Origin of the sequence: Prevotella sp. AGR2160, assembly GCF_000424185.1 — a bacterium.
Classification (GTDB): domain Bacteria; phylum Bacteroidota; class Bacteroidia; order Bacteroidales; family Bacteroidaceae; genus Prevotella.
Map to the genome: position 1 here is coordinate 61,825 of NZ_KE384147.1, position 24,722 is coordinate 86,546.

Genomic DNA, 24,722 nt, shown 5'->3' on the forward strand with positions numbered 1-24,722 from the left:
AGAGCCTACGTCTTCGGAACATGATCAATGATGTCCCGGCGCAATTAATTATTTTTTTTCATAGTTGAGGGAGTGTCGTTGCATATTGCACGGCACCCCCTTTTTAATGGAGAATGGATAATGGAGAATGGATAATGGAGAATGGATAATGGAGAATGGATAATGGAGAATGGAGAATTAGGGCATCCATTCTCCATTGTCCATTGTCCATTCTTCATTGTCCATTGTCCCTTGTTCCTCCGGTGCCTCTTTGGCGTCGGCCTGGGAGGGATCCTTAAACACTTGCGTATTGGCGTCGATGCCCATGACGTTCTCCGGGAGGAGGATGACATCCGTCACTTCGGGGCGTTGATAGTATTTTCTCATTTTACGAAATATTTGGAATGGTTAGAAATGATGATTCCCTTGGAAGCGCTGACCTTTCTGCCGAGGAGGTCATAGCCTTTCTGGATGCGGACAGAAGATGGTTGACGGGGCGTGATGATCCCTGTCGTCTCACTGCCGCCGAGGAACAGACGGGCAGCCGCCGTCGTGCCGTTGGTCGGCACACGCAGGAAAGCCTTCCCGGCGTCGATATATCCTTCTGAGGACCGGTAGAAGATACCGTCCTGGAGGATATAGTCGGCATAGCCTTTCGTGTCGTCGGTGTTGCCGCCGATATACTGCCTTGTCGTCGCTCCCTGCAGGAGGTTACCGCTGACATCGGCCGCCGCGGCATCCTCTTTCGCGGCCGGAATGATATAATTGACCTCTTTCGGAATACCGATGAGGATGATGCCCGTACCGGCCGGGATATTGCCGCTCACCTCCCTTGTCGACACCGTCTGACTCTCGTGGTCGAGCCCCGTACAGATCAGGGCTGTAGGCATCGTTCCAGTGTAGGTCTGTTCCTCCCCGTTGTCATCCAGGTAGAGGCCTGTCTCCGTCGTCGGGGCGATATAACTGTCCTGCGGCAGACAGAGGGTGAGGGTATCCTTTGTAGAGTTCGTACGGAAATAGGCGTCATAGCGGATTCCCGTGGCGGCATTATCCTGTGCCGCCACCGTCAGACAGAGATCCATGGGGGCCTTCACCTCCGCCAGCCGCTGACAATTCATGAACGCGTAATTGTCAATACTCTTCACCGTTGCCGGAATGATGATACCCGTCAGGCGCCGGCAGTCACTGAAGCCGTATTGATTGATCTTTGTCACGGTATACGTATATCCGTTATAGGTCACGGTCTTCGGGATCGTCACCACACCCGCCGTCGTACTGTCTATGGCACTATAAGCGACTTCATGAAAAGGATGGTCGAAATAGTCCGAGCTGACGAAGGCCGTACCCGTCTTGGTCGTCGCGTCCTGGGTGTTGACCAGAAAAGAGCAGGTCACCGTCTCGTTGCCATTGAGCGTGATCGGGGCGGTGAAGAGCACACTCTCGTCGTCATCGGCCGCGGCCGGAAGGATTGATCCTGTCAGGAGGATCAGGGAGAGAAACCATTGCTTCATAAGCTGAGTCTTGATCGTTGGTTTATTCGAGGTCCATCACGTCTTCCTTCTTCCGTTTCCATTCCGTAATGGTGAACGTCTTCACCTCCGCGCTCGTACTGCCGAGCTCGAGAGTCATGTCGTATTCCTTCCCGGCTTCGAACACGAGGTTCTGCAGGGGCCGGTAGACGAAGATATGATGTTTACATTCTATGGGGTTGAAGATGAGCACTTGGATGAAGGTGTCCTTGGCCTGAATGGTCTGCGGCGGGAGGATACACTCCTGCACACTCTTGTTGGTGTCCGTCGGACAGAAGGTGTAGACCATCGTAGAGTCGCTCTTCTTCCCCGATATGGTTGTCACGGGGTATTCATCATTGCGCGTGCCCGTCTTGCCGTTATAGCCACGGTAGCGCATGAGGTTATAGTTGATGCTGTCGCACACCGGTCCCACCTTACAGCGTGCCAGCGTGTCGATCATACCCTGGGTGATGCGGGCCTGCAGTCCCGGCTGTTTCGCCGTGTCGGGACCGGCGAGGATTTTGATATTCAGTCGGCAGAGCTGGTGGGTGAAGGTGATCTGCAGTCGGCCGTTGGCGGCTGCCGCCGTCACCTGCTGTTGCACATCACGGACGAAATCGCTGGAGTCGAGGCCCCGGGTCTGGTCGCTCTGTACCTTGAAGGGGATCTTCGTGAGCTGTGACGGCAGCGTCGGTAAGTCGACAAAGGGCGCGTAGACGAAGAAATTGGCGGCTGCCGTCGACGACTTCCAGGCCATGGTGCGTGTGCCCTCCGTACTCTGATACCAGATACGGATCTTTTGCACGCTGTCGGCATCCCAGCGGATATTATACCGGTTGTCGGGATCGAGGCCGTCACTGGCGGGGTATATCATCGTCAGTCCGAGGTTGCTGCCCATATAGGCCCCTTTCGACACTCCGGAGGCAGCGGCTCTGCTCACGGCGATATGCACGCTGAGGTCTGCCGTTGGAGGCGTAGGCTCATCGCCGTGGAGTCCTTCCGACTCACAGGCTGTCAGCAGAGCGGCCAGGAGGGTAGGGAAGAGGAGTGAGACAAAAAATCTTTTCATCATAACCATATTTCATCAGTCTTCGAAGAAGAGCGGGTGTTCCGTCAGATAGTTGGGATAGAGACCGAAGATCCAGTCCAGCTCATCCCATTTCTTGATGTCGACCTTATCGATGACGAGTTTTTTCTTGCCTTTTACGCACAGCGGGAAGATATACACATAGCCGTGCTCGAGCTGTACCTCCTTCGTTGCCGAGAGGCGTTTGCCGTCGACGGTGAGGGTGAAGGTCAGCGGCTTCTTCTCCGTGGTGGAGAAGACATAGGCGGAGTCGATGGACACCGTATCCTTGACATCCATCGGCAGGGCCCACGGCTGTACGTCATGATGGATACTGTCGTTGATATCCATACTGTTGAGATAGAAGGTGCCGTCGGTATTGTCGAAGTCACCTTTCTTGCTGAAGCCCTGTCCCGTGACGGAGAAGGCCGTCAGCTTTGGCGCGTCGCCCGTGTTGTCCTCGTTGACGACACGGATGAGGATCATCGTCTGCAGATGTTCCATACGGACGTTGACAAAGGGATCAGCATAGTTCAGCGTGCCTTTCTTTGTCCAGGCGCCGTAGGGGGCATAGAGGAAATCGGTCTGATCGGTGCACACCAGAGGCATGCGTGTCGGATCGGCGCCTTTCTGATAGGGTGCGAAGGCACAGAGCTTCATGCGCGCCTTCGTGAGGACGATGGTGGTGTCGATGCGCCAGTGCTGACTCGGATAGTCGCCGACGGTCATCACGCGCACGTTGTTGTAGGTATATCCCGAGTCGGGGTTGATACCCGTGACGGTGATGCCGATGCTGTCGCCGTCGTCAAACGTCTGTTTCATGGCCATCGTGGCCGCACGGGAGCTCTGTTCCACCATGGCGGAGAAATGCAGTTCGGCGCGCTCCGTATCCGGTGATAAAACGGACGCATCCTCATGCGTGCAGGCCGTGAGGGCCGCGACGCATAAGGATGACAGGAGTATACTGGTGATGTTGAATCGCATTTTAGTTCGTGATAGGAATGATAGGCACGGTCTCTTCCTCCCAGGGGATGATATCCGTGCCGCTGATCGTCAGACCGGAGTTGCTGACCTGGATCTGGATGTTGTATTTGACGCCCGGCTTCAGCGTGACCTGTGTCGGCTGACTGTTATAGTCCTGACCGTCGATCTTCGCCATGAAATACATGTTGTTGGCCACGTCGTTCTCCGGGATGATGAAGAACTTGTACATCGTGACATTGTTGTTCTGACTCAGTGTCATCAGCGTACTGCCGTCCGTATTCTTCACGTCGATGGTGTCCTGACCGGAGGTGTCGCCGTTCTTGCTCACCGGCACGACCTTACCGACATCGTAGAGATCGATCGTTCCCGTCTTCGAGAAACTGCCGATGATGCGGAACTCCGTCATGTTACCATTTCCCGTGAAGCCCACCTGCTTCTTGATGTTGATATTCAACAGCGTGAGGACGTGACTCATGTGGATCTCCGTGTTCGGCTTCGAGCCGTTGACCTCAGAGGTGACATTCTTCGTACACACGAGGAGGTCCTCCGGGTTCGTGGCACAGTCGACCTCGTATTTGCGGGCCTCGTCGAACTTCATGTTCGGCTTGTAAGGATAATAGGCACTCACCACACCGTTGAGGTCCTTGTCGAGGATCACCGTCGTTCCGCCTTTGATGGGCGCCCAGTACTGGGCGGAGCCGCTGCCGTAGGCGACATAGGCGACATTGTCGTAGGTGCCGGCGGGGAGCTGAGTCTTCATGGCCTGTCCGTAGTCACTGTCATCGGTAGCCTTACGGATGAAGAGACCCATCGTCTCGCCGAGGGCGAACATGTTCGGGTTCTCGTCCTTGTCTACATGATAGGGCACGGCCTGGTTCCATGTGCTGGCGTCCGTCGTGGCACGACTGGCGAAAGAGGCACTCTTGGCCGGCTGCTGGCGCTGACCGGTCTCATGGGCTTTGTTGATGCCCACGTAGACCTTCAGCGCCTGCGGGTTCGTCTCCATGACGCTGCCGGCCTCCTCACTGCTGCATGCCGTGAGCAGGGGCAGGGCCATGCAGGCTACCGCAGTCCATTTACTCCATTGATTCATACGCATTCTATTTTCTAATGTTTTGTTTATAATATCTTTTTTATAGCTCACTATAGATTTCTATAGCTCTCTATAGATTTTTATAGCTCACTATAGATTTCTATAGCGCGCTATAGATCTCTATAGGCCTCTTTTGGCTTTCTAGCGGATTGTCCGCACGGGGCGGATGGGGAAGGCCTCACCGCTGCGGTCGGCCCATTCCTCAATGGTGGCACGCTGGTTTTTTGTGTCCATGCGGAGGTAGTAGGGCCGGTAGGGCGTGACCGTGACATTCTCCTCACCGCTCCAGTAGTAGCCCATGACGGTACTGTCGGCGCTGTTTACGACCGTCGTGTCCTGCGTGATCTCGTCATTGTTCGTGATCTTATAGGTCAGGTAGCCCGTTACGGGGAGGAAGATCCAGGCACCGGTAGTCTTGTTGACGACCTTATAGCCTTTCACGGGCTCCTTCCACCGGTCGGTGACCGTCGTGAGCTGCCACGAGTAGTAGTAGGTGTTACAGAGCTGGTTCCACTCGTAGTTGGTGGGGATATGCCATTCCGTCCCCCAGTCATGGAAGGCGGGATCATATTTCTTGTTCTTCGAGATCGTCTTCGCCGTCATCTCCTTATTGGTATAGGTGGCGGTGGGTCCGATCTTCCCCGTCTCTTCCACGGGTTTCAGCTGGCCCCACATATAATGGTTGCCGACATCACTGATGAATGTCGCGCCCATGTTGTAACGGGACCAGCCGACATGGTTGCCCTGGGCATCATACGTGCCCATGTCCACCCAGTCGTGTGTCTCGGAGAAATGGCCGTCGGCGGGATCCACGGTGTTCGCCAGCCGCTGCGTGTCCCAGTCCTCTACGCTCACCCCCTGGAGGACGAGGAACGGACGGGCGAGGGTGAAATGGAAACGGTAGATCTTGCCGGGTTGGATGACCATCGTCGTGTCGGCCGTCTTCACGGTGCCGAAGGTGGAGAAGGCGAATTTCACGGCTTTCTTCTCCCCCGTGGGGAAGACATAATAGGCGCCTGTCTTCACGGGCTCGGGACCCGTCGGCGTGAAGTCCTCCTCTACGGAGCCCGAGACCTCCGACCACGTTCCCGTAGTACTGTTGAGGAGTCCTTTCGTACCGATATTGTCACCAGAGATACTCACATGGGTGATCTCGGGCTTGATGAACTTGTCGATCGTCGTCAGCTCGTAGGCGATGACGGCCTGGGCATGATACATCGACAATCGACAGGCATTATGGTCGTGACTGACGGGGAGGGCATTGCCCTGACCGTCCTTGTCGATGGACAGTGTCCACGGACTGTAGAGGATATCCACGGTGGAGTCGGCGGTGAAGGCGATCTTCGTGACATCGGTGGCACCGCTCTGGTAAGGGTAGTAAGCGGAGACCCGCATCGGCAGGTCCGTCAGCTTATACTGGCTCTGCAGGCCGGCGGCCGGCCACCAGTACTGCAGCGAGTCCTCATGATAGGACACGTAGTCCATATTCGTCGTCGCCGTGGCGTCATAGCTCTGGGTCGTATTGTAGCGGTCGAGGGTGACACCAATATGGGTACCCTCGGGGAAGTAGGTCGTGTCTTTCCCGGACAGCGTCTGCACCCCGCGGGAGACGGCTCCACGGGTATCCGCGCTGACTTGGACATGGATGGCCCTGCGTGCGGAGAGAGAGAGGTAGACGGCATCCCCGTGGTTGTCGGGAGCCATGTCCTCCTCAGACGAACAGGCACACAACAAGGTAAGCAGGAAGAGTATCAGCATTCCTCCCACTTTCTCCATAGAGGTGGATCGTTTGTCATTATGTACTGCCTTCAACACGCCAGTAACCGTTAGAAATTCTTTTAGTAACCTTTATTAATCTTGGTAGTTTTGTAACCAGTCCCTTAATTCTGGTGCAAAATTAATGTAAAAAAACGAAACACTGATCATTTATGTTATTAAAAAACGTAAAATGCTTTTTTTTTCTACTGATTATGCTTAATTTTGCAGCGGATTAACGACAGAAGTACGATTTAAATTGAACAGATGACGGTTAAGAGTCTCTTTTTTATGGGGTTGGCTCTTTGGGTTACTAGTTGTACCGACACGCTTAGGGATTCGTCGTCGGAGAAGCCTGCCCTTTCTCCCCGGGAGATACGTATTGCCGCCTCACAGACCGTCATTGACGGAGAGGCAGCGGGGGATACCTGTTTTCCGGCGGGGGAGCATCTGTGGTTCTTCGTGCAGGAGAACAGTCAGCCGAAGCGCTGGTATTATGGCGCCTGGGCGATGCGTACAACGGGCACGGCCCTGCTGGAGAGTGTCAGCCAGGTGCCGCATTTCTTCCCCGAGACCGGCAACTCCATTAATATATATGGTATCCACGGTAATTTCAAGTTTACCGAGGGTGACGCGTGGCCCGACAGTGTCGTGCAGGCCTGTGACAGTATCCAGACCGTCACGGCCAACTACCGCCGCTCGGACCTGAGCTACGGCATTGCTCCGCGGCAGACGTCACGCAAGGCCGTCTTCATTCCCTTCTATCACATGCTCTCGAAGATTATGGTCGCCTTCAAGGTCAAGGACTACCAGAATGTCGACTACCTCACGGATGAGGATTTCGAGGGTGCCACCCTGACGATCAATAATGTTCTCGACACCTGCGTGTTTAATATGGACACGGCAGAGGGGCGCACGAAAGGGCGCCGCGTCAATATCACCGTCCCGTTCTCCCTCGTGCCGCGGACCCAGAGCGACTTCAGTAAGGCGGCCTACGGCATGGCCGTGATCCCTCCGCAGATTGTCAGGAAGGACTCCGTCTTCATGACCGTCACGCTGAAGCGCGGCACGAAGATCACCTATAAGCCGACGTATGACTTCCGGCTGGAGACGGGCAAGTGTTACCGTTTCGATATGCTCATGAAGGCCGACGAGACTCTGCCCCCCGACAGTGTCATCGCCTGGCAGGACGACCCGCACCGGAATATCTGGTTCGCCAGTCCGATCGATTTCCGTATCGCCCTGACCGACTGGAACAGCACCGATTGGGAACGGATCTGGGACTGGCAGCAGGCTATCCCCGCCGACTCGCTGGAGAAATACACCGACGAGCAGTTTGAGTGGACCAACTGGTGGCGCTATGTGTCGCCCTGGGGCCTTGACTCCTACCTCGAACAGAATTATGAGACGAAGCCGCAGACCTGGCGCTTCGTCGTACCTCAGTACCTCTCGGAGTGGAACACGGGTGACGACCACAGCGTGGAGTTCACCTGGGCCTTCATCCGCCCCGGCGCCCTCGAGGAGTGGAAGACCGATGGCACGTGGGATTCCCATAACATCACCTTCGACAAGGTGGACCAATAGCTCACAATAGAACGCAATAGCTCACGATAGATACTTATAGCTCATATATGATCAGACAACAAAAATATTTTGGATTGGGAAAGGCGCTGGCCATGATGCTCATGGCCGCGGGCCTCTTCGCCGCCTGCTCCGATGAGACGATGCTCTCGGAGGGTGGGGCAGGGGACCATATCACCCTCAGCGCCTCCATCCGTGAGATGGTCGCTTCGGGCGATGTCTCTACGATGAGTGTCGTGCCCTGGGAGGAGCGCTCCCGGGTGGCGGCCCCTCGTGTGCACCGCAGTCACGGCACGCGCCGTCCCGTCTTCTTCCGGCAGGTGACCTCACCGGGTATCCTGCGCTACCACAACGGCATGACGATGGTGGCCCGTGTGAAGGACGGTGCCGGCTCCCGTGCCCGTATGGTGACGACGGATGATTTCCACGATGACTTCGGACTCTTCTCGTTCGTCTATCCCGCCACGGAGAGTTGGTCGCAGGACTCGACGACCGTCGTGCCGTCGATCTATAACGACCGTGTCTACCGTTCCCGTGGATGGATGAGTGATAACGTGTGGCCCGGCGTACAGTATAAGATGTCGTTCTTCCTCTATGCCCCGTGGAACTGTGAGGGGATCACTCTCTCGAAGGCCTCCGACAAGGGCACGCCGAAGATCCATTATGCCGTGCCCCTCGACGCCATGAAGCAGCAGGATCTCGTCTTCTCCAATCCCGATAAGGATGTGCCGGGTAATTTCAATGCCCAGCGGAAGGAGAATTTCTACCATAAGCTCACGGCCGTCCGTTTTGCCATCGGTGACCAGATGGCTGCCTGCACGATCAAGAAGATCGAGATCAAGAATGTCTATGGTGAGGGCGATATCACCCTCGACAAGGACTCCAAATGGGAGAATGTCGCCAACTACGACACGAAGACCTTCACGCTGACGCAGGACTTCCCCGTGGCCGAGACTGACCGCAACCGTCTGCTGAACAACGACGATAATGTCTTCATGATGCTCCCGCAGGTCTGTCCCCGTGGCTCCCAGCTCGTCATCACCGTCGATGACGGTGGTACGAAGACCCATGAGGTGACGGCGGATATCGAACGGGATGTCTGGCAGATGGGCCATACCGTGACCTATTACCTTGCCACACGCTCTCTCGGTTCGACGTATATCGTCGCCGTGAGCAAGCCGCAGGCCAATGTGCCGGGCAAGGGTGGCTCGACAACCTATACCGTCCAGAGTTTCCGTCGTACCTATTACGGCTCCACCTTCCCCGTGGCCTGGCATGCCTCCTATACCGTCGGCAGTGACGGCGAGCGGCAGACGATCGCCGACGGCGGCAATGTCACGGCCTTCACCAATAACAGTACGGGCTCCGATGCCGGTGAGCAGATCTCCATCTCCCTCCAGGAGTCCTATCCCCGCAGCCTCAGTGAGAACACGCTGACGGCGAAGCTGCGGTCGGCGGCCGTACAGAACAGGGACCTCGCCGACGGCGGTGAGACAGCCAACTGCTATTATGTCAGTGCCCCGGGCACCTATACCTTTCCGCTCATCTACGGCAATGCCCGTCTGCCGAGTGGCAAGAACAATATCAACGCCTATTCAGGCAGTGCCACGTTTGTCAACTATCAGGGCCATACCATCTCCTCCCCGAATATCTGGGAGACGAACGGCGAGTATACCATCAAGGATGCCGTCGTGCTGTGGCAGGATGCTCCGGACCTCATCACGCCGTCGTCCGTCAAGGTCGTCAAGGTGAAGACGACGACGACGACCTCCACGGGAGAGGCCACGACGACCGACGTGCCGTCGATCCAGTTCACCATCGACAAGGCGAATATCTGTCAGGGCAATGCCGTCATCGCGCTCCGTGACAAGGAGAACAATATCATCTGGAGCTGGCATATCTGGGTCACGGCCCATGACGTGACGCCCGGTGACGCGAAGGTCATCGCCAACAAGAGTAAGACGACGAAGCAGAAGGTCACGGCACAGATCATGACCGTGCCCCTCGGCTACTGTGACGCGGAGATCCGTCAGCGCCCCTCACGGAAGATCTACGTCCGGATCAAACAGGATATTGACGGCGGCGACTCCGCGCAGTTCGCTGTCACCCAGGATGCCGAGCGCATGGAGTATTCCGCCAGTGCCCCTTACTATCAGTGGGGCCGCAAGGACCCGATGCTCCCGGCGCTGATGGTCGCCAACAGTCTCATGGACAAGCCTTATAACGGCAGCAGTTATCAATATACTGTCACCAGTGGTGCCGTCTCCACGGCCACGGCGATCCAGCATCCTTTCACGTTCTATGCCGTCAATGGCAGCGACTGGAGCGCCAGCCATAACTACGACTATTGGAGCCGGTGGCAGCAGTCGACGTCGGCCGTTGACAACACGGGTGTGGTGAAGACCATCTATGACCCCTGTCCGGTAGGCTGGCAGATGGAGCCGACGGCGACCTTCCTCGCCTTCACTACCACGGAGGCCCAGAGCACCACGGCCACGGAGTTTAACAAGACCGGTGACTTCGGTACCGACGGTTGGCATTTCTATCTCCAGCCGAACCAACAAGGCGACAACATCCTCTTCCCGGCCCTCGGCATGAGGAGCAGCGCCAACGGCACGATCAGCGGACTCACCACGGAGGGTGACTACTGGACGTCGGGTGCCAACGGCGTCGCCACGGCCTACAGTCTGCAGTTCACGAGTGCCCTCGTTAACCCGGCTGCTGCGCTGCCGCGTGCCAACGCCTACAACATCTTCCCCGTGCGGACCTATCCCACGGTGACCGATGTGTCGGCGAAGGGCTATCATTCACGTAACTATCGTATCAAGAAACATCATAGAAGGTAAGAATATGCGTATCTTTTCATCCTTTCTGATTCCTGTGGGAATCATGCTCACGGGTGGTATCGTGGCCTCCTGCTCCGAGGATATCCTCAGTGGAAACACGGGCAGTGGCAACCAGGGCTTCCAGCCGTCCATCGCTGAGCTCCATCTGCATAATTTCGGAACGACACTGGGCCCTTATGCACCGGCGCCCGTCGTCAGAAAGGCCCATGGCAACCGCCGTCCCGTCTATTCGAAGATGGTGACTACCGACGGTGTCCTCCGTTATGGCAACGGCCGTCTGATGGATCCGTCGCAGGATAACGCGAAGGCCGTACCGGGCTCCCGTGCGTCCATCGTCACGGCGGAGAATTTCCATGACGACTTCGGACTCTTCACCTTCGAGTATGACCGCAGTAGCGTGTGGCAGAATGTCTCGACGACGCAGGTGCCGCTCGCTTATAACGAGCATCTCATGAAGACGAAGAAATGGATCACGGACGAGTCCTGGCCCGGTGAAAACTACAACGAGGCATTCTTCGCCTACGCGCCTTATAACCCTTCTGGTGTCTCTCTTTCGGCCAATACCGTTAAGGGAACACCTCAGCTCCATTATGTCGTGCCTGGTGATGTCCACCAGCAGACGGACCTGTGTATCAGTGAGCCGAAGGTGGATATCCCGGGCAATACCTCGGGCCCGATCAGCCTGCAGTTCCATCACCGCATGTCGGCCGTCCGTGTCGCCATCGGTAAGCAGATGGCTCCGTGTACGATCCGGAAGATTCAGCTCCAGGGCGTCTATTCCACGGGAGATATCTCTTTCGGTAAGGAGGATACGTGGCAGAATGTCTCTGTCCCGGCGACGTTCACGCTGACGAAAGACTACGAGGTGAACAAGGATATGAGTAATGTCATCCTCACAACGGATAATGATATCTTCATGATGCTGCCCCAGACGGTGCCGGCAGGGGCCAAACTCATTATCACTGTTGATGACGGTGGCGGTAATGTGCGTGACCTCTGGGTGCCCATTGGTGGCAATGAGTGGAAGATGGGCTATACGAACACGTATTATTTCTCCACCTCCTCAACTGAGAATCTCTATTATACTATCGTTGCTACAGCGCCTACGACGACGGTGCCGGGAGCGGGTGGTACCGTGGCCTATACCGTTCAGAGTCTCTGCCGTACCTATTACGGCCGTGAGATTGCTGTGCCCTGGAAAGCGACTTATACCATCGATGATGACAAGACGGTCTATGAGACGGCGCAGCCTCACGGCGTACGCGTCTTCACGCCCTCAGGTATCGGTTCCATCACAGGTGAGAATGTCTCCCTGCGCCTCGACTCGATCATCGGCACGCCCGTGAGCGACAAGAGCAGCACGTACAACAAAACACTGAAGGAGAACCCGAGCTACAGTACGACGATGGACCTGTCCAAGAGCCGTGGAACGGCCAACTGTTATGTCATCAACACTGCCGGTACCTATACCTTCCCCCTCGTCTATGGCAACGGTGTCAATGCCGACGGGACAGAGAACAAGAAGGCTTATACGGGAAAGACCTTTGTCGACTATATGGGTCAGCTCATCACGAGTCCGTATATCTATAATAAATATACGCCGAAGGATGCCATCATCCTCTGGCAGGACGCGCCGAACCTCATCACGCCCTCTTCGGTGAAACTCACGGCGGATAAGCACAGCATTGAGTTCACGATCAACCGGTCGAATATCTGTCAGGGTAATGCCGTCATCGCCGTCCGTGATGCTGACAACGTCATCATGTGGAGCTGGCATATCTGGGTCACTGGTCATAAGATCGACCCGAACTATGCTTACCAGACGAATAATGGTGGCGGTAAGTTCATGGAGGTCCCCTTGGGCTATGTCGATCCTGAGACGCGCGTCAGTCCCGTCAAACGGGTCATCCATCTGAAGATCAAGCAGGATAACGCGAAGGGTGACAGTGCGATGGTGACGATCAACCAGGATGGTATTACTCGTGCCTACGGTGCTTCTGTGCCTTATTACCAGTTTGGCCGCAAGGACCCCTTCCCGCCGAGTGACGGCTTGGGTAATAACGACAAGCCGCTCTATGATGTCAATTTGAAAATGACGACTTCCCCGGCTTTCGTACAGACCTACACGACGATCCAGGAGCCGACGACATTCTTCTATACGTCGAGTGACGATGACTGGAGCACAGATCACGACTGGAACATGTGGAACTATAATCTCTCCGATGCCGCCGCTTATGACAACACGTATGTCGGCAAAACGATCTATGATCCCTCGCCGGCAGGATTCAAACTGCCATTCGCGAGCGGATATGCGGGATGCGTTAATGGATATGTGTCTTCAACAAGTAATCCCAGTGGATTTAATGTCAACACGAATTCTAAACAGATCTTTCTTGGCATATTTGGTTATCGCGATAAAATTAATGGGAAATTAGACAATGTCAATGCTAAAGGCTATTATTGGACCTCTGGCGCTTCTTCTACCAAGCAAGGTAGATATCATTATTTTTCGCTGAGTTATGACCGTTGGGATGGATATAATGATATTAATCCTGCAGTAACCGCCTCCCGCGCTTTCGGTTTCCCAGTAAGTTGTGTGGTAGATGAATAGTGCGGAACATGCTGACGCAAACGGACAACGGAGAATAGATAATGGACAATGGCGGTAGTCCGTGAAAGTCCGTATCGTCCGTTGCGATGATTCCCAAGGGTTGGCCCTCTTCGAGGACCGTGTGGCTGCGCGTGATATGACCAACCCCAGGCGCACGGCCCGGTGATGTCCGTCGCTATCGCTCCGTCCATCCCCGTCCCGTGTGCCTGGGGTTAATCGTGTTGGGCCCTTTCGGGGCCCTGCTGCGCCGATCCTGTTATTTATGGGGAATAGTAGGTGGCCGTCCTGTTGCGGCCACGCAAGGAAGATGGGGAATATGTGGGGACGATGATTATTTTTGTTCCGCCCCGCATGGACATGATTTATCATGTTCCGCGCAATGCGGCGGCGTGGCCACAACATGGTGGCCACCTACAAATTGGATCGGAGTTGTGCCGTCATGGTTTTTATCTTGTTTTTTCTAGTTTTCTTCCAACAATAAAAAAACAACGATATAACAAAAATATTTTCCTTCTGTTTGGTTGTTGTATTTTATTTTTCTTGTTGGGGGATAAAAAAACAGATAAAAAATCCTTTAGGATCTTTTGAAATCCTTGGGATCTCTCGAGCAGCGCGAGTAGTTGGAAGAAATTTTTGTAATAAAAACATTCCGAAAATTTGGAGAAATGGAACAAACTCATTAACTTTGCAGCATGAATAGAATAAGAGAAACCCTTCATTCACCAGAATACGATGAATATTATTCATCGCTACCTGAGAATGTTCAAGACAAGTACGACTATGTCGAAGACATTATCAGGACAATACGGGTTGTCAATCGAAAATTTATCAAGCGTTTGGAGGGTACAGATTTCTATGAGGCAAGAGTGTCACTAGGCTCTAATGAATATAGAACAATCGTCTTTTCTATTGACGCTGACAACTTCATGGAGGCGGAACAAGTATTATTGTTAAATTCTTTTTTGAAGAAGAGCTCCAAGCAATATAAAAAGGAAATACGGATTGCGGAGAAAATTTTGAATCGATATAAGGAGGAAGAATGATGATTAAACTGGATAAAGAAAAAATGAAAGGACTTCGTACTGGCAATCAGCATTTGTCAGAGAAATATGGTTCTGAGGGCTCTGTCGCTCGGAACGAGTTTGAAGCGCGTGCCAAGGCTTACTATTATGCGGAATTACTTAAAGAGCAACGCAAGCTACAGAAGATGACTCAGCAACAACTTGCCGACAAGATTGGTAAGAAACGTGAATTTATCAGCAATATTGAACGGGGAAATAGTGATATGCAACTTTCAACGTTCATGTTGATTAGCAATGCCCTTGGGCTGCGCTTCTCCCTTGTGGTCGGTTAACGAGCGCCGCCATGGTTTTTATCTTGTTTTTTCTAGTTTTCTTCCAACAATAAAAATACAACGATCAAACAAAAATACTTTTCATGTTTTTGTTCAACGGCAGGGGGCGGAACATGATAAATCATGTCCCTACGGCTCCACGATGCCCATTTGCTGCAACTGCAGGAGATATTCGTGGACATCCCGGGCGGCGGTGGGACGGTCGATGGCATAGGCGGCGGTGATGGCGTCGATGATGGCGGACTCGTCGAGGCCGTCCTGCAGACCGCGGATGATGTCGGGGGCGACACCCTCGAGGCGCAGCATGCGCTGGGGCTCTCCCGTGCGGTTCAATACGGCGAAGGTCTTTCCGACGACCTCCTGTGTGGCAATGTTGTATCTCAGTTTCATCAGCTTATATGTTTTTGTCTGCTGCAAAGATAATCATTTCCGGTGAACCGTGCAAGCGATTTGACAAAAACATGAAAAGCTGAAGAAAACCACGGCGGGGATTTTTTTTAGACGAAAACCCTAAAAAACAAATAAAAACCTTTTCCATGGATCCTTCCCCGATCCGTTTGTAGGTGGCCGTCCTGTTGCGGCCACGCCGCCGCATGGTTCCAACTTTAGGCACTCAGCAGCTCCTTGCCGAATTTGTGCAATACGGTTTTTATCTCTGCGATCCTTTTCTCGCTTGGTTTGGAAATACCGTAGATGTATCTGGCAAGGAGACTTTTATTGATATTCAGGGAGCGTGCTACTTCGGAAACATTCAACCATGGATATTTGGCAAATAATGCTCCCACTTCATTTTCTTTCGGCTCTGAAGTCTCCTTTAGGAAGCTTGATATATGCATGTCGGCATCAATGGAATCCCAACGTATGTCTTCGCCGCCATCACCAATGACATAATCGTTCCGCTGTTCCGTCGTTGCTTCCATGAGTTCCGGATAAGCCTCCAATGGCCGGCTATAAATTTTCCCGGACACTGTCTTCATATATATGCGGTTTTTGTCAAACCAGATGTTCTTGATCTTCTCCATATTCATCATTTATTTATCGTCAAAACGTTTGTGCCATTCAGCAATGAAATTATCTCTGTAATTTTCACAGGTTATCAATGCCTTCTTCAATTCTTGCTCCTTTAGTCCATGGTTATAAACCAATCTCACTTGAGGGGCGAGTTCTATTTTAGCCTTTTTCCCTCCATAACTGATATGGACGTGAATAGGCTCGTGTTCATCGAGGTAGAAAAAGAACCTTATTCCAAAGGCAATAAGCAATGTTGGCATATCGTTTCTAAATTTATTTCAAGGGCAAAGATAGGTATAATTTTTTATACTTACAAATGTTTGAATAAAAAAATCCTGAATACAGGAATTTTCTTGTATGGCATTTGAAGTTTTTCAATTTTCTTGGCGTGGCCGCAATAGGACGACACCTACAAATTGGATGAAAGATGCGCCGGCATGGTTTTTATCTTGTTTTTTCTGGTTTTCTTCCAACAATAAAAAAACAACGATAAAACAAAAATATTTTTCTTCTGTTTTGTTGTTGTATTTTACTTTTATTGTTGGGGGAAAACCGGATAAAAAATCATTTTGGGATCCTTTGAAATCCTTGAGATCTCTCGAGCAGCGCGAGTAGTTTTAAACTATGCCTTCGGCAAGAGATCTGAAGGATTTAAAAGGATTTCCGCTTCGCTTGTTATGATTTTGAGGATTCCCAGGCGCACGGGGTTAACCGTGTTAGGCCCTTTCGGGGCCCTGCTGCGCCGATCCAAAAGGACGGCCACCTACAAGATGTTTTTGTTGGACCCAATGGGCGAGACTACATACTATCCGGGAATCACTTATTACTTTTTTCTTGTTTCTCCAGACAATATTCGTCAACCAAATAGATATCACTGCGACAGTGCAGATCAGCAACCCCATCTTGCATCATTTGGAAGGTTTGAGAATGATAAAAACCATCCATTGCTTCATCAAGTGGAATATGCAGTTTGTCGGCTATGCCTTTGATAATTCGGGCGTATTTTGCTTGTAAAATATTTTGTTTGGCATCCATTACAATTCCTCCGTTTTTAAATAGGTAAGATATTTGTCGATGAGATGTTGGTTGAGAAAGCATATTTGATGGTTTGGCTTCTCATAGATGAGTCGTTTAAGAGCATCTTCCTTGGAGATTTCGTCTGCAAAATAAAGTTCTACAGTTCGGAAGATTTTATCATTAGCGACACCCCCTTCTACAGCGTCAAAATGTTCTACCGGTAACAACTTTCTGTTGGCAGCAATAAAATCGAGCCATTCTTCATCGTATGAGTCAAAAACCTTAATGTTTTCGTTTCTCCACTCATCATTAAGCTCGTAAACATTAAGAAATGCCTTTCTGCCTCTTAGCTTGAAACGTTCTGCATAGCGTACGGCCTGCTCATGAAGCACCGTTACATAAAACCCCTTACCGAAATCCAATGCTTCACGAAAGTGCAGGATATCCGGTTTATCAATGATCATATATGAGGAATGATAGACAATCATGCGAGTACTCCTTTCTCCTTCATATAATCAATGAGGTCGTCAGCGATGTAATCGCTACTGAAAGTATGAAGCGCGTCATAGCCCTTGACAATATACCCTCCCAGTATGCCCGAGTTTTTAAGTCGGTCATATATATCGGTTTGATTCATATTAAGTTTTGAAGCTAATAACCCGATACAGTATACTGCGAAATCAAGTTGATTGAAGTTCATATTTCATTCCTTTGCCACAAAGATAATAACTTTATTTTAAAGCCACAAGTTTATTTGTGAAAATGTGCGTCTATTTTTTTCAATGATGGCAGTCCGTGAAAGTCCGTGTCGTCCGTTGCCATTATTCCCAAGGGTTGGCCCTCTTCGAGGACCGTGTGGCTGCGCGGGATATGACCAACCCCGGGCGCCCGGGCCGGTGATGTCCGTCGCTATCGCTCCGTCCATCCCCGTCCCGTGTGCCCGGGGTTAACCGTGTTAGGCCCTTTCGGGGCCCTGCTGCGCCGATCCTATCCTCTACGGGGAATAGTAGGTGGCCATCCTATTGTGGCCACGCAAGGGAATCATTCGGGAAAATGTAGGGGTATGATTTCTTCCGGTCAGTGCGGCGGCGTGGCCACAACATGGTGGCCACCTACAAATCTTCTAACAAAAAAATACAACGATAAAACAAAAATATTTTTCTTCTGTTTTTTGTTGTGTTTTATTTTTATTGTTGGGGGAAAAAACGAATAAAAAATCTTGTGGTATCTCTCGAGCAGCGCGAGTAGTTTTAAACTATGCCTTCGGCAAGAGATCTGAAGGATTTAAAAGGATTTCCGCTTCGCTTGAGAAGATTTGAATGATTTCAAAAACATGGGTTGGGGTTTAACCACAACCCATGTCTTTGTTCAATCGCAGCGGGGCGGAACATGATCAATCATGTCCCTACAATAATTTTTCCAAATTATTTGGAGGTTTGAAAAAAATGTCGTAATTTTGCACACGGATTAACGAGCATACTGGTGATACTTACGGAACCCTTCCGCTTGCGCTTCCTTTCACCGTAGTATATAAAAAAAGTCTCCCGAGGAAGCAAGAGACATAAAATTTTTTTATTCATATGGTTAAGAAAACTTATACTAAACCGTCCATGGATGAGATCAAAGTAGATGGTATGAACCTCATGGCTGGTAGTGGTTCAACATGTGAAGCACAGGTTCACGCTGGCGGCGGTGAATGTGGCGAAGGTGACGAAACAATTTGTGAAACTGAAGCCAAGTCTGGTCGGTTTGATTTTAGCAACACAAATGAGAACTCATTTGACATGTAGACTTCAGCCCAACTTTTTTAATAGAGTTGGGCTTCTTTTTTCTTGCGTATGAAAATATTTCGAGTTTTTTTCCTTTCAACATTAGCGATTCTCCTTTTTGCTTCGTGCTCTCAGGAAAATTCTATAATTACGGAGAAGTATACCTTGCTTCATATTAATAGTTTTCCTATTATTGAAGAAGGGGATATTGATAGTCTTTCTGTGACCGAAAATGTGAGTGCCTTTTCTCGATCTATTGGTATAGGATCAGGTTCTTCATATCAAATTGGGTTTGTAGATGGTGATACAGCAGGCATTTTCCCGGAAGGCGGTCATCAAATCGACTTTCCTTTGACCATTCCTAAGGGTAATGTTCAAACGAGTGCAAATATTATAGCCGAAGGTTGGAGTACGAAGAAAGGAAAGAGGTATGTTTCTTATATGCCGTTTCATTATGAAAATCGAGATGCCTCTCATATTGAATGGGATTTTCGAAAGATTCAGCAACAAACGGCGAATGATACGCGTGATTATCTCGGAAAATATTGGTTCTTGGCTTCGGATACCATCTCTCCGTCGATCAATGAGCAAGGAAATGCTGCTTTTAATGCCTCACTTTTTAATATGGGAGCAGTCATCCGTTTTCAGTGTATCGTTCCTGTAAAGGCTGATTATATCCGTGCGATGTTTGTAGCCGAAAAACCGGTATTCGCGACGCACGGCTATTATGATCTCTTCGATACAAAGGCACCAAAAGTGGATTTGGCAAAAACAAAAGCAACTGATGTTCCTTTGCCCATGCTTCATCAACCTTTTCATGCAGAAGGTTATACGGATCATGTTACAGTTGATTTTATAAAGGCAGTATCGCGCGATCCAAATGTAAAGACTAGCAGAATACTTACAGGTTATTTCGTAATTCCAGAGGCTGACTTTCGAGAGCAAAATGTCACTTTATATATTTGGGATGCCGATGGTAATCTGTATGAGCAAACAAAAAAGTTAACAAGTGCGCAAGGTTATATGTCCAGAGGGCGTATGATGGGTTTTTCTTTCACAAGTATGTCCCCCGCCACGACTTTGAATGTTAAGCTCAACGACTGGGAGAAGAGTGAGTTATGTGACGATTGTAAACCTGTAGCGTTCTAAGATATGCAGATCATTCAAGCGGCCCACGAGAGTGTGGTCAAGACCGTGGGGCACCAGCAGATAAATGTAGACGTGGCTGTCCGTCCCCTTCAGTTCGTCTTCACCTGGAAGGTGGATGACGGCGTGCTCTATTATAACCTCCTGACGCGGGAGATGGTTCTCCTCACGCCCGAGGAGGCGGCTGAGGCCGCGACTCTTCCGCCGCTTCGGGAGGGTTGGTTCTTCGTGCCCGAGGCGTTCGATGACCGTGCCTTTGCCGACCAAGTGCGGGCGTTGTTCCAACTTACACGTCAGCAGGATAAGGCCATCAACACCTATTGTATCTATACCACTTCCGACTGTAATGCCCGTTGCTATTACTGTTTTGAGCGCGGCATCAAGAAAGTGCCGATGACCATGGCCACGGCGGAGCGGGTGGCCCGGTATATCCATGACCATGCCGAGGGAAAGGAGGTGAACCTCTTCTGGTTCGGCGGCGAGCCGCTCTATAACGTCGGCGTCATCGACCTCATCTGTCGTCGGCTGACGGAGATGGACGTGAAGTTCCATTCAAAGATGATCACGAACGGTTATCTCTTTGATGCGGAGATGGTACGGCGGGCCGTCAACGACTGGCATCTGCGCCGTGCGCAGATCACCCTTGATGGTACGGAGAAGGTGTATAACCGCAGTAAACATTATATCTATCAAGGGGTGAACGCCTTCGAACGGGTTCTCGACAATATCGGCTTGCTCCTGCAGGCAGATATCACCGTCCCCGTACGCCTCAACCTGTCGTTGCAGAACGGGGAGGACCTCCTGCAGTTGGTGGATGTGCTCAATGACCGCTTCGGTGGTAACAGGAAGATTGAAGTCTATTGTCACGCGTTGTTCAACAAGACGGGGAAGGGCAGTGACTACACGGCGGAGGATTACCGACAGCTCTATGAGCAGCAGAGGACTCTGGAGAAGAAGCTTCGGGCCTGTCGCCTCGACGGGGGTGTGCCACTCCTCAATAATGAGTTGAAAGTCTACAAGTGTATATCGGATAATCCCAATGCCGTCACGATCCTGCAGAACGGACAATTCGTGAAGTGCAACAACTATTTCAATTCTCATTTCATCGGAGACCTCGACAGTACGTCGTTTGACGCGAAGGAGTTGCGGTTTTATGCTGCGGAGCGGCCACGCATTGCGGCGTGTAAGACCTGCGGGCATTATCCCGACTGTCGTGTCCTGGCCTGTTGTACCTGTGATCCTTGTACCCCGTGGCATCGTAAGGAGAAGGATATCCATGTGCATCAACAGATGTATTATTCCTATGCCCTGTGGAAAAGGGAGAATGCTTCGCAAATGGATAACGGAGAATAGATAATGGACAATGGCGGCAGGGGAGCGGAACAAAAATATTTTTCTTCTTGTTGTTGTATTTTATTTTTATTGTTGGGGGATAAGAAATACCAGGTAAAAAATCATTTGGGATCCTTTGAAATCCTTTTGATCTCTCGAGCGGCGCGAGTAGTTTTAAACCAGAATATCCATAACGTTCGCACTAAAGAAGTCTTCAAGCGCAATGCCATTCGTACCTACTACCAAAGCATGGTGAGGGTGGAATTTTGCCTGGAACAATGTTGTATACTTGAAACTTAGGAATGGACTGGTACTTCCTTGCAGTATCGTTGGCATACTTTCTTATCCCCGTAATCAATTGGCACTGATTCAGAATATCCAGGTACGACTGCAGTGTCGTTACATTACCGGAATCCTGCAGTTGTCCAAGGAGCTTGGTAAGTGAGAGTAATTCACCAGAATAACTGCAGGCCAATTGGAACAGTTGTGACATCAAGGCAGGCTTGTAGATACGCGAAGTCATAATGACATCTTTTTCTATAGCTGGTGCAACCAATGAATCCTTGATATATCTTCTCCAACGTCTTTCGTCATCTATCAATGAGGCAGAACCAGGATAACCCCCATAATAAATCCACTGATCCAATGTCCAGCCGAAAGCCGTACGCATTTCAGAGTAACTCCAGTGCCCTAAACGGATGATTTCGAATCGACCGGCAAGTGACTCTGTCAACCCTTTACGTATTAACAAACGGGAAGACCCTAAAAGAATTACTTTCAGGTTGAGGTGGCTCCTATTGTCAGCATCCCATTCTTTCTTGACAACTTCACTCCAATTGCTGATTTTCTGTATCTCGTCGATAACGAGAATGCATTCGTTGTAATTTCTGATCTGCATAGTTGTCCGGGCGGCAGTCCAGCATCGACTTACCCATTCTGTGTCATTAGCATCCACATCGTCAGCGTTGTATAAGAGATGCGGTATGGATAGATCAGCTAAAACTTGGTCTACCAATGTAGATTTTCCAACTTGTCGTGGACCAACGATTACTTGAATGAAACGACGAGGCTCCTCCATTCGTCTCTTTAATGGTTCATATTGGCTTCTTTTATACATATTCTATTATCTTTTTGTTGGAATTTTGCTCACGAAATGTTCAAATCTCGTTCACGAAATGTTCAAATCTCATTCACGAAATGTTCAAATCTCATTCACGAAATGTTCAAATCTCAGTTGCAAAGATACGAAATAAAAGAAGACAAAGCAAATTAAATGGCAAGAATTTATCACTTTACAGTCTCCGTCAGCCCACTTTGCGAGCAGGCCAGCGAGGACATCATTGTCGGGTGAACGCAAAACCGGATAAAAAATCTTTTGGAATCTTTTGAAATCCTTTGGATCTCTCGAGCAAAGCGAGTAGTTTTTCTTAACTATGCCTTCGGCAAGAGATAGGAAGGATTTAAAAGGATCTACGCTGCGCTTGTGAAGATTTGAATGATTTCAAAGACATGGGTTGGGGGGGTAACAAAAACCTGAAAGACAAGAATAAAACCACGGCGGGGATTCTTCTAGATTCCTCCCCATCGCCACTATTGATGAAAATTGATGCGATGCCTTTTTTTCCAAGAGTTGGCCCTCTTCGAGGACCGTGTGGCTGCGCGGGATATGACCAACCCCAGGCGCCCGGTCCGGTGATGTCCGTCGCTATCGCTCCGTCCATCCCCGTTCCGTGTGCCTGGGGTTAATCGTGTTGGGCCCTTTTAGGGCCCTGCTGCGCCCGTCAGGGGGCGGAACATGATAAATCATGTCCCTACAAATTCCCTGGCATGGCTGCAACATGCTTCGCAATATCTTATTTTCCGCGGAAGGTACCGTAGATGACGAAGGGCATGGAGCCCATCTGATAGGTGTTGGAAACGGTCAGTACGCCGTCGGCATCCTTGCTGATGATGACCTGGCAGACATCCTTGTCGAAGGTGTAGTCCTTATCTATCGTGGTTTTGCCATTGGCATCCACACTCTTGAAATGGAACACGACATTGTCATTCTTATACGCTTTCACGTAGGCTTTCTGGGTCTCGTCGTAAGGGATATTCTTGATGGAGTAGGAGCCGAGATAGAGCGTGCCCATCACCGTCTGGTCATACTCCACCTCAGGGACGAGGAGGTTCACCGTACCGTCACTGTTCTCCGTCACCTGATAGGTCACCTCGGCGGCAGAGGTGTAAGGGAACATCTTCCCGACATTCACGCTGTCCTTACCGGTATAGCTGCCGGCGATGCTGTTCTGCTGGGCAGGCTGGAAGTTGATACTGCTGATCTCACTGGCCTGGTAGGTCACGGACGTACCGTCGGTCTTGTTGATGACGATGGACTGAGCCTGAGCGCCGATGCAGGCGAAGAGGGCTATAGCGAAGGAAGTAAAGAATTTTTTCATGCGTTCTTGATAAATTTAAAAGTTTTGGAAGTAGATTTAAAGATGAAGATACCGGTATTTCCCTGCAGGGAGATCTCTGCCTGTCCGTTCTTGGAGACGGTGGCGCGTCCGATGAGCCGTCCGTCGAGGGAGACGATGGTGACGGTGCTGCCGGGGATGAGGCCCTCGGCTCTCACCGTACTGCCGATGGTGATCGTCACGGCGTTCTGTTGTGTCTTCCCGATGGCGGTCGTCTGGTCGGCGAAAGAGAACGAGCGGTAGTCGGAGAGAGGATACTGGATCGTCTCCTTCGCTGTTGTAAGCACGAGGTTGTCGGCGGTGAAGGTCACCACGGGTTTCTCGTCCAGCGCGAAATAGGTGGCGGTGCCATTACCATCTTCCACCTTCAGATAGTCGGCGGCAAAGGACGGCATGGCAGCCAGGGAAGCCAACAGCAAGAGTATTGACTTTCTTCTGTTTTTTTTCATTTTTCTCATCAATGATTAATTATTGTATGAATTCGATTGCAAAGGTATTGACTTTTTGACAAATCCGCAATCCCTATATATGATGATTTTTAGGTTGTGACTCTAGTCATTAAGATTGTGATAGAAGTTTTTTCCTTAGAAATGCCGACTCGGAAAGTCGACGCTTATCCGTCGTGTGCTGAAGAAAAATGATGGTTTTCTGAATCCAACTTTCATACGCGTTCCTCCATTATATTTCTCTGTGGGCAAAGATACAAAAAATATCATTCATGTTATCATTTCAGCAGAAAATTTTATCAAGATACAGACGATTACCAAAGCCACCTTGCACGAGAAAGAGCCTTGCGCCAAAGATGATGTCCTTCTGAAAAGTGATCTCTTGTGGTGGGAGAGTACCATACTTACCAGTCATAACCATTATCGTTTTGATGGATAAACTATATAGTTATGAGTGCTAAGTATGGTACTACGTTTAAATGGCTTAGCGCCACTAGCGCCACTAGCGCCAAGCGCCAAATCGGTAAAACGTACGTAAAATAGCACTTTTTACCCCTTTTATGTAAGTTGGCGCCATGGCGCTAGTGGCGCTAATGGCGCTAACCGAAGTTTCCGCCAACTTCCGCCAATCCGCCAACCGCCAAATAACCCTCAAAAGTGCCTAAAATAGTACTTTTATCTTGATTTTACTCTTTTGGCGGATGGCGGAACTTGGCGGAAAGTGGCGGAACATGATGAAATATCTATGGTGTTTACAAATCGAGA

At 50.7% G+C, this 24,722-nt stretch carries 24 protein-coding genes; 9 read left to right on the forward strand and 15 right to left on the reverse strand.

The genetic code is table 11. The features are described 5' to 3' along the window. Nucleotides 1–177 precede the first annotated feature (177 nt). The 6 genes from G604_RS0112945 to G604_RS0112970 all read right to left on the reverse strand — a co-directional run bounded on the left by G604_RS0112945 (nucleotide 178) and on the right by G604_RS0112970 (nucleotide 6,409). The gene (locus G604_RS0112945; protein WP_028910908.1) at nucleotides 178–366 is read right to left on the reverse strand and encodes a hypothetical protein; all 189 of its coding nucleotides are present in this window, start codon (nucleotides 364–366) and stop codon (nucleotides 178–180) included. After that, nucleotides 363–1,490, reverse strand: coding sequence for a leucine-rich repeat protein (locus G604_RS0112950; RefSeq protein ID WP_028910909.1), 1,128 nt, complete (start codon nucleotides 1,488–1,490; stop codon nucleotides 363–365). Before G604_RS0112950 ends, G604_RS0112945 begins: the two co-directional genes overlap by 4 nt. A 22-nt stretch (nucleotides 1,491–1,512) precedes the next feature. Further along, nucleotides 1,513–2,562, reverse strand: a complete 1,050-nt coding sequence (locus G604_RS0112955) for a fimbrillin family protein (RefSeq protein WP_028910910.1) — start codon at nucleotides 2,560–2,562, stop codon at nucleotides 1,513–1,515. A gap of 12 nt (nucleotides 2,563–2,574) precedes the next feature. Further along, complete coding sequence (locus tag G604_RS0112960; protein WP_028910911.1) at nucleotides 2,575–3,540, reverse strand: fimbrillin family protein; 966 nt, start codon at nucleotides 3,538–3,540, stop codon at nucleotides 2,575–2,577. A gap of 1 nt (nucleotide 3,541) precedes the next feature. Further along, entirely contained in the window at nucleotides 3,542–4,633 is a 1,092-nt protein-coding gene (locus G604_RS0112965) for a fimbrillin family protein (RefSeq protein ID WP_196801150.1), read from the reverse strand. 141 nt (nucleotides 4,634–4,774) lie between these two features. Then, nucleotides 4,775–6,409 carry a fimbrillin family protein gene (locus G604_RS0112970; protein WP_028910913.1) on the reverse strand — a complete coding sequence of 545 codons (1,635 nt, stop codon included), beginning with the start codon at nucleotides 6,407–6,409 and terminating at the stop codon, nucleotides 4,775–4,777. Nucleotides 6,410–6,655: 246 nt separating this feature from the next. Between G604_RS0112970 and G604_RS0112975 the strand changes: the two genes are divergently transcribed. From G604_RS0112975 to G604_RS0112995, 5 genes are all read left to right on the forward strand, one after another. Further along, the gene (locus tag G604_RS0112975; RefSeq protein WP_081657787.1) at nucleotides 6,656–7,972 is read left to right on the forward strand and encodes a fimbrillin family protein; all 1,317 of its coding nucleotides are present in this window, start codon (nucleotides 6,656–6,658) and stop codon (nucleotides 7,970–7,972) included. A gap of 47 nt (nucleotides 7,973–8,019) precedes the next feature. Then, nucleotides 8,020–10,815 carry a hypothetical protein gene (locus G604_RS0112980; RefSeq protein WP_155941969.1) on the forward strand — a complete coding sequence of 932 codons (2,796 nt, stop codon included), beginning with the start codon at nucleotides 8,020–8,022 and terminating at the stop codon, nucleotides 10,813–10,815. 4 nt (nucleotides 10,816–10,819) lie between these two features. Then, the gene (locus tag G604_RS0112985; protein ID WP_036905917.1) at nucleotides 10,820–13,426 is read left to right on the forward strand and encodes a fimbrillin family protein; all 2,607 of its coding nucleotides are present in this window, start codon (nucleotides 10,820–10,822) and stop codon (nucleotides 13,424–13,426) included. 692 nt (nucleotides 13,427–14,118) lie between these two features. Continuing rightward, nucleotides 14,119–14,469, forward strand: coding sequence for a type II toxin-antitoxin system RelE/ParE family toxin (locus G604_RS0112990; protein WP_028910917.1), 351 nt, complete (start codon nucleotides 14,119–14,121; stop codon nucleotides 14,467–14,469). Next, nucleotides 14,469–14,780 (forward strand): helix-turn-helix domain-containing protein, encoded by a 312-nt coding sequence (locus tag G604_RS0112995; RefSeq protein WP_028910918.1) that lies wholly within the window; start codon nucleotides 14,469–14,471, stop codon nucleotides 14,778–14,780. The genes G604_RS0112990 and G604_RS0112995 overlap by 1 nt, the downstream gene beginning before the upstream one ends. Nucleotides 14,781–14,909: 129 nt before the next feature. Here G604_RS0112995 and G604_RS0113000 read toward each other — a convergent pair whose 3' ends face one another. The 3 genes from G604_RS0113000 to G604_RS0113010 all read right to left on the reverse strand — a co-directional run bounded on the left by G604_RS0113000 (nucleotide 14,910) and on the right by G604_RS0113010 (nucleotide 16,051). Then, nucleotides 14,910–15,170, reverse strand: a complete 261-nt coding sequence (locus G604_RS0113000; protein ID WP_028910919.1) for a PqqD family protein — start codon at nucleotides 15,168–15,170, stop codon at nucleotides 14,910–14,912. Between the two features lie 215 nt (nucleotides 15,171–15,385). Continuing rightward, nucleotides 15,386–15,802 carry a DUF2442 domain-containing protein gene (locus G604_RS0113005; protein WP_028910920.1) on the reverse strand — a complete coding sequence of 139 codons (417 nt, stop codon included), beginning with the start codon at nucleotides 15,800–15,802 and terminating at the stop codon, nucleotides 15,386–15,388. A 9-nt stretch (nucleotides 15,803–15,811) separates the two neighbouring features. Beyond that, complete coding sequence (locus G604_RS0113010) at nucleotides 15,812–16,051, reverse strand: DUF4160 domain-containing protein (RefSeq protein WP_028910921.1); 240 nt, start codon at nucleotides 16,049–16,051, stop codon at nucleotides 15,812–15,814. A 97-nt stretch (nucleotides 16,052–16,148) separates the two neighbouring features. On the opposite strand from G604_RS0113010, the gene G604_RS15345 reads away from it, so the two are divergent. Continuing rightward, nucleotides 16,149–16,406 (forward strand): hypothetical protein, encoded by a 258-nt coding sequence (locus tag G604_RS15345; protein ID WP_155941970.1) that lies wholly within the window; start codon nucleotides 16,149–16,151, stop codon nucleotides 16,404–16,406. Between the two features lie 201 nt (nucleotides 16,407–16,607). Here the strand turns inward: G604_RS15345 and G604_RS0113015 are convergent, their stop codons facing one another. From G604_RS0113015 to G604_RS0113025, 3 genes are read right to left on the reverse strand one after another with little or no spacing between them, the layout of a single operon-like run. Next, nucleotides 16,608–16,826, reverse strand: coding sequence for a DUF3791 domain-containing protein (locus G604_RS0113015; protein ID WP_028910922.1), 219 nt, complete (start codon nucleotides 16,824–16,826; stop codon nucleotides 16,608–16,610). Further along, the gene (locus tag G604_RS0113020; RefSeq protein WP_028910923.1) at nucleotides 16,826–17,296 is read right to left on the reverse strand and encodes a DUF3990 domain-containing protein; all 471 of its coding nucleotides are present in this window, start codon (nucleotides 17,294–17,296) and stop codon (nucleotides 16,826–16,828) included. Before G604_RS0113020 ends, G604_RS0113015 begins: the two co-directional genes overlap by 1 nt. Then, complete coding sequence (locus tag G604_RS0113025; protein WP_028910924.1) at nucleotides 17,293–17,508, reverse strand: DUF3791 domain-containing protein; 216 nt, start codon at nucleotides 17,506–17,508, stop codon at nucleotides 17,293–17,295. The genes G604_RS0113020 and G604_RS0113025 overlap by 4 nt, the downstream gene beginning before the upstream one ends. A gap of 880 nt (nucleotides 17,509–18,388) precedes the next feature. On the opposite strand from G604_RS0113025, the gene G604_RS0113030 reads away from it, so the two are divergent. The 3 genes from G604_RS0113030 to G604_RS0113040 are packed head-to-tail and all read left to right on the forward strand — an operon-like array spanning nucleotide 18,389 to nucleotide 21,076. After that, complete coding sequence (locus tag G604_RS0113030; protein WP_028910925.1) at nucleotides 18,389–18,598, forward strand: hypothetical protein; 210 nt, start codon at nucleotides 18,389–18,391, stop codon at nucleotides 18,596–18,598. 48 nt (nucleotides 18,599–18,646) lie between these two features. Further along, the gene (locus G604_RS0113035; protein WP_028910926.1) at nucleotides 18,647–19,726 is read left to right on the forward strand and encodes a hypothetical protein; all 1,080 of its coding nucleotides are present in this window, start codon (nucleotides 18,647–18,649) and stop codon (nucleotides 19,724–19,726) included. A gap of 3 nt (nucleotides 19,727–19,729) precedes the next feature. Further along, on the forward strand, nucleotides 19,730–21,076 hold the full coding sequence (locus tag G604_RS0113040) for a radical SAM protein (protein WP_028910927.1): 1,347 nt from the start codon (nucleotides 19,730–19,732) through the stop codon (nucleotides 21,074–21,076). A 193-nt stretch (nucleotides 21,077–21,269) separates the two neighbouring features. Here G604_RS0113040 and G604_RS14610 read toward each other — a convergent pair whose 3' ends face one another. From G604_RS14610 to G604_RS0113055, 3 genes are all read right to left on the reverse strand, one after another. Continuing rightward, the gene (locus tag G604_RS14610) at nucleotides 21,270–22,172 is read right to left on the reverse strand and encodes an ATP-binding protein (protein ID WP_081657788.1); all 903 of its coding nucleotides are present in this window, start codon (nucleotides 22,170–22,172) and stop codon (nucleotides 21,270–21,272) included. Nucleotides 22,173–22,908: 736 nt separating this feature from the next. Beyond that, nucleotides 22,909–23,493 carry a calycin-like domain-containing protein gene (locus G604_RS0113050; protein WP_028910928.1) on the reverse strand — a complete coding sequence of 195 codons (585 nt, stop codon included), beginning with the start codon at nucleotides 23,491–23,493 and terminating at the stop codon, nucleotides 22,909–22,911. Next, nucleotides 23,490–23,960, reverse strand: coding sequence for a hypothetical protein (locus tag G604_RS0113055; RefSeq protein WP_028910929.1), 471 nt, complete (start codon nucleotides 23,958–23,960; stop codon nucleotides 23,490–23,492). The genes G604_RS0113050 and G604_RS0113055 overlap by 4 nt, the downstream gene beginning before the upstream one ends. Between the last annotated feature and the right edge of the window lie 762 nt (nucleotides 23,961–24,722).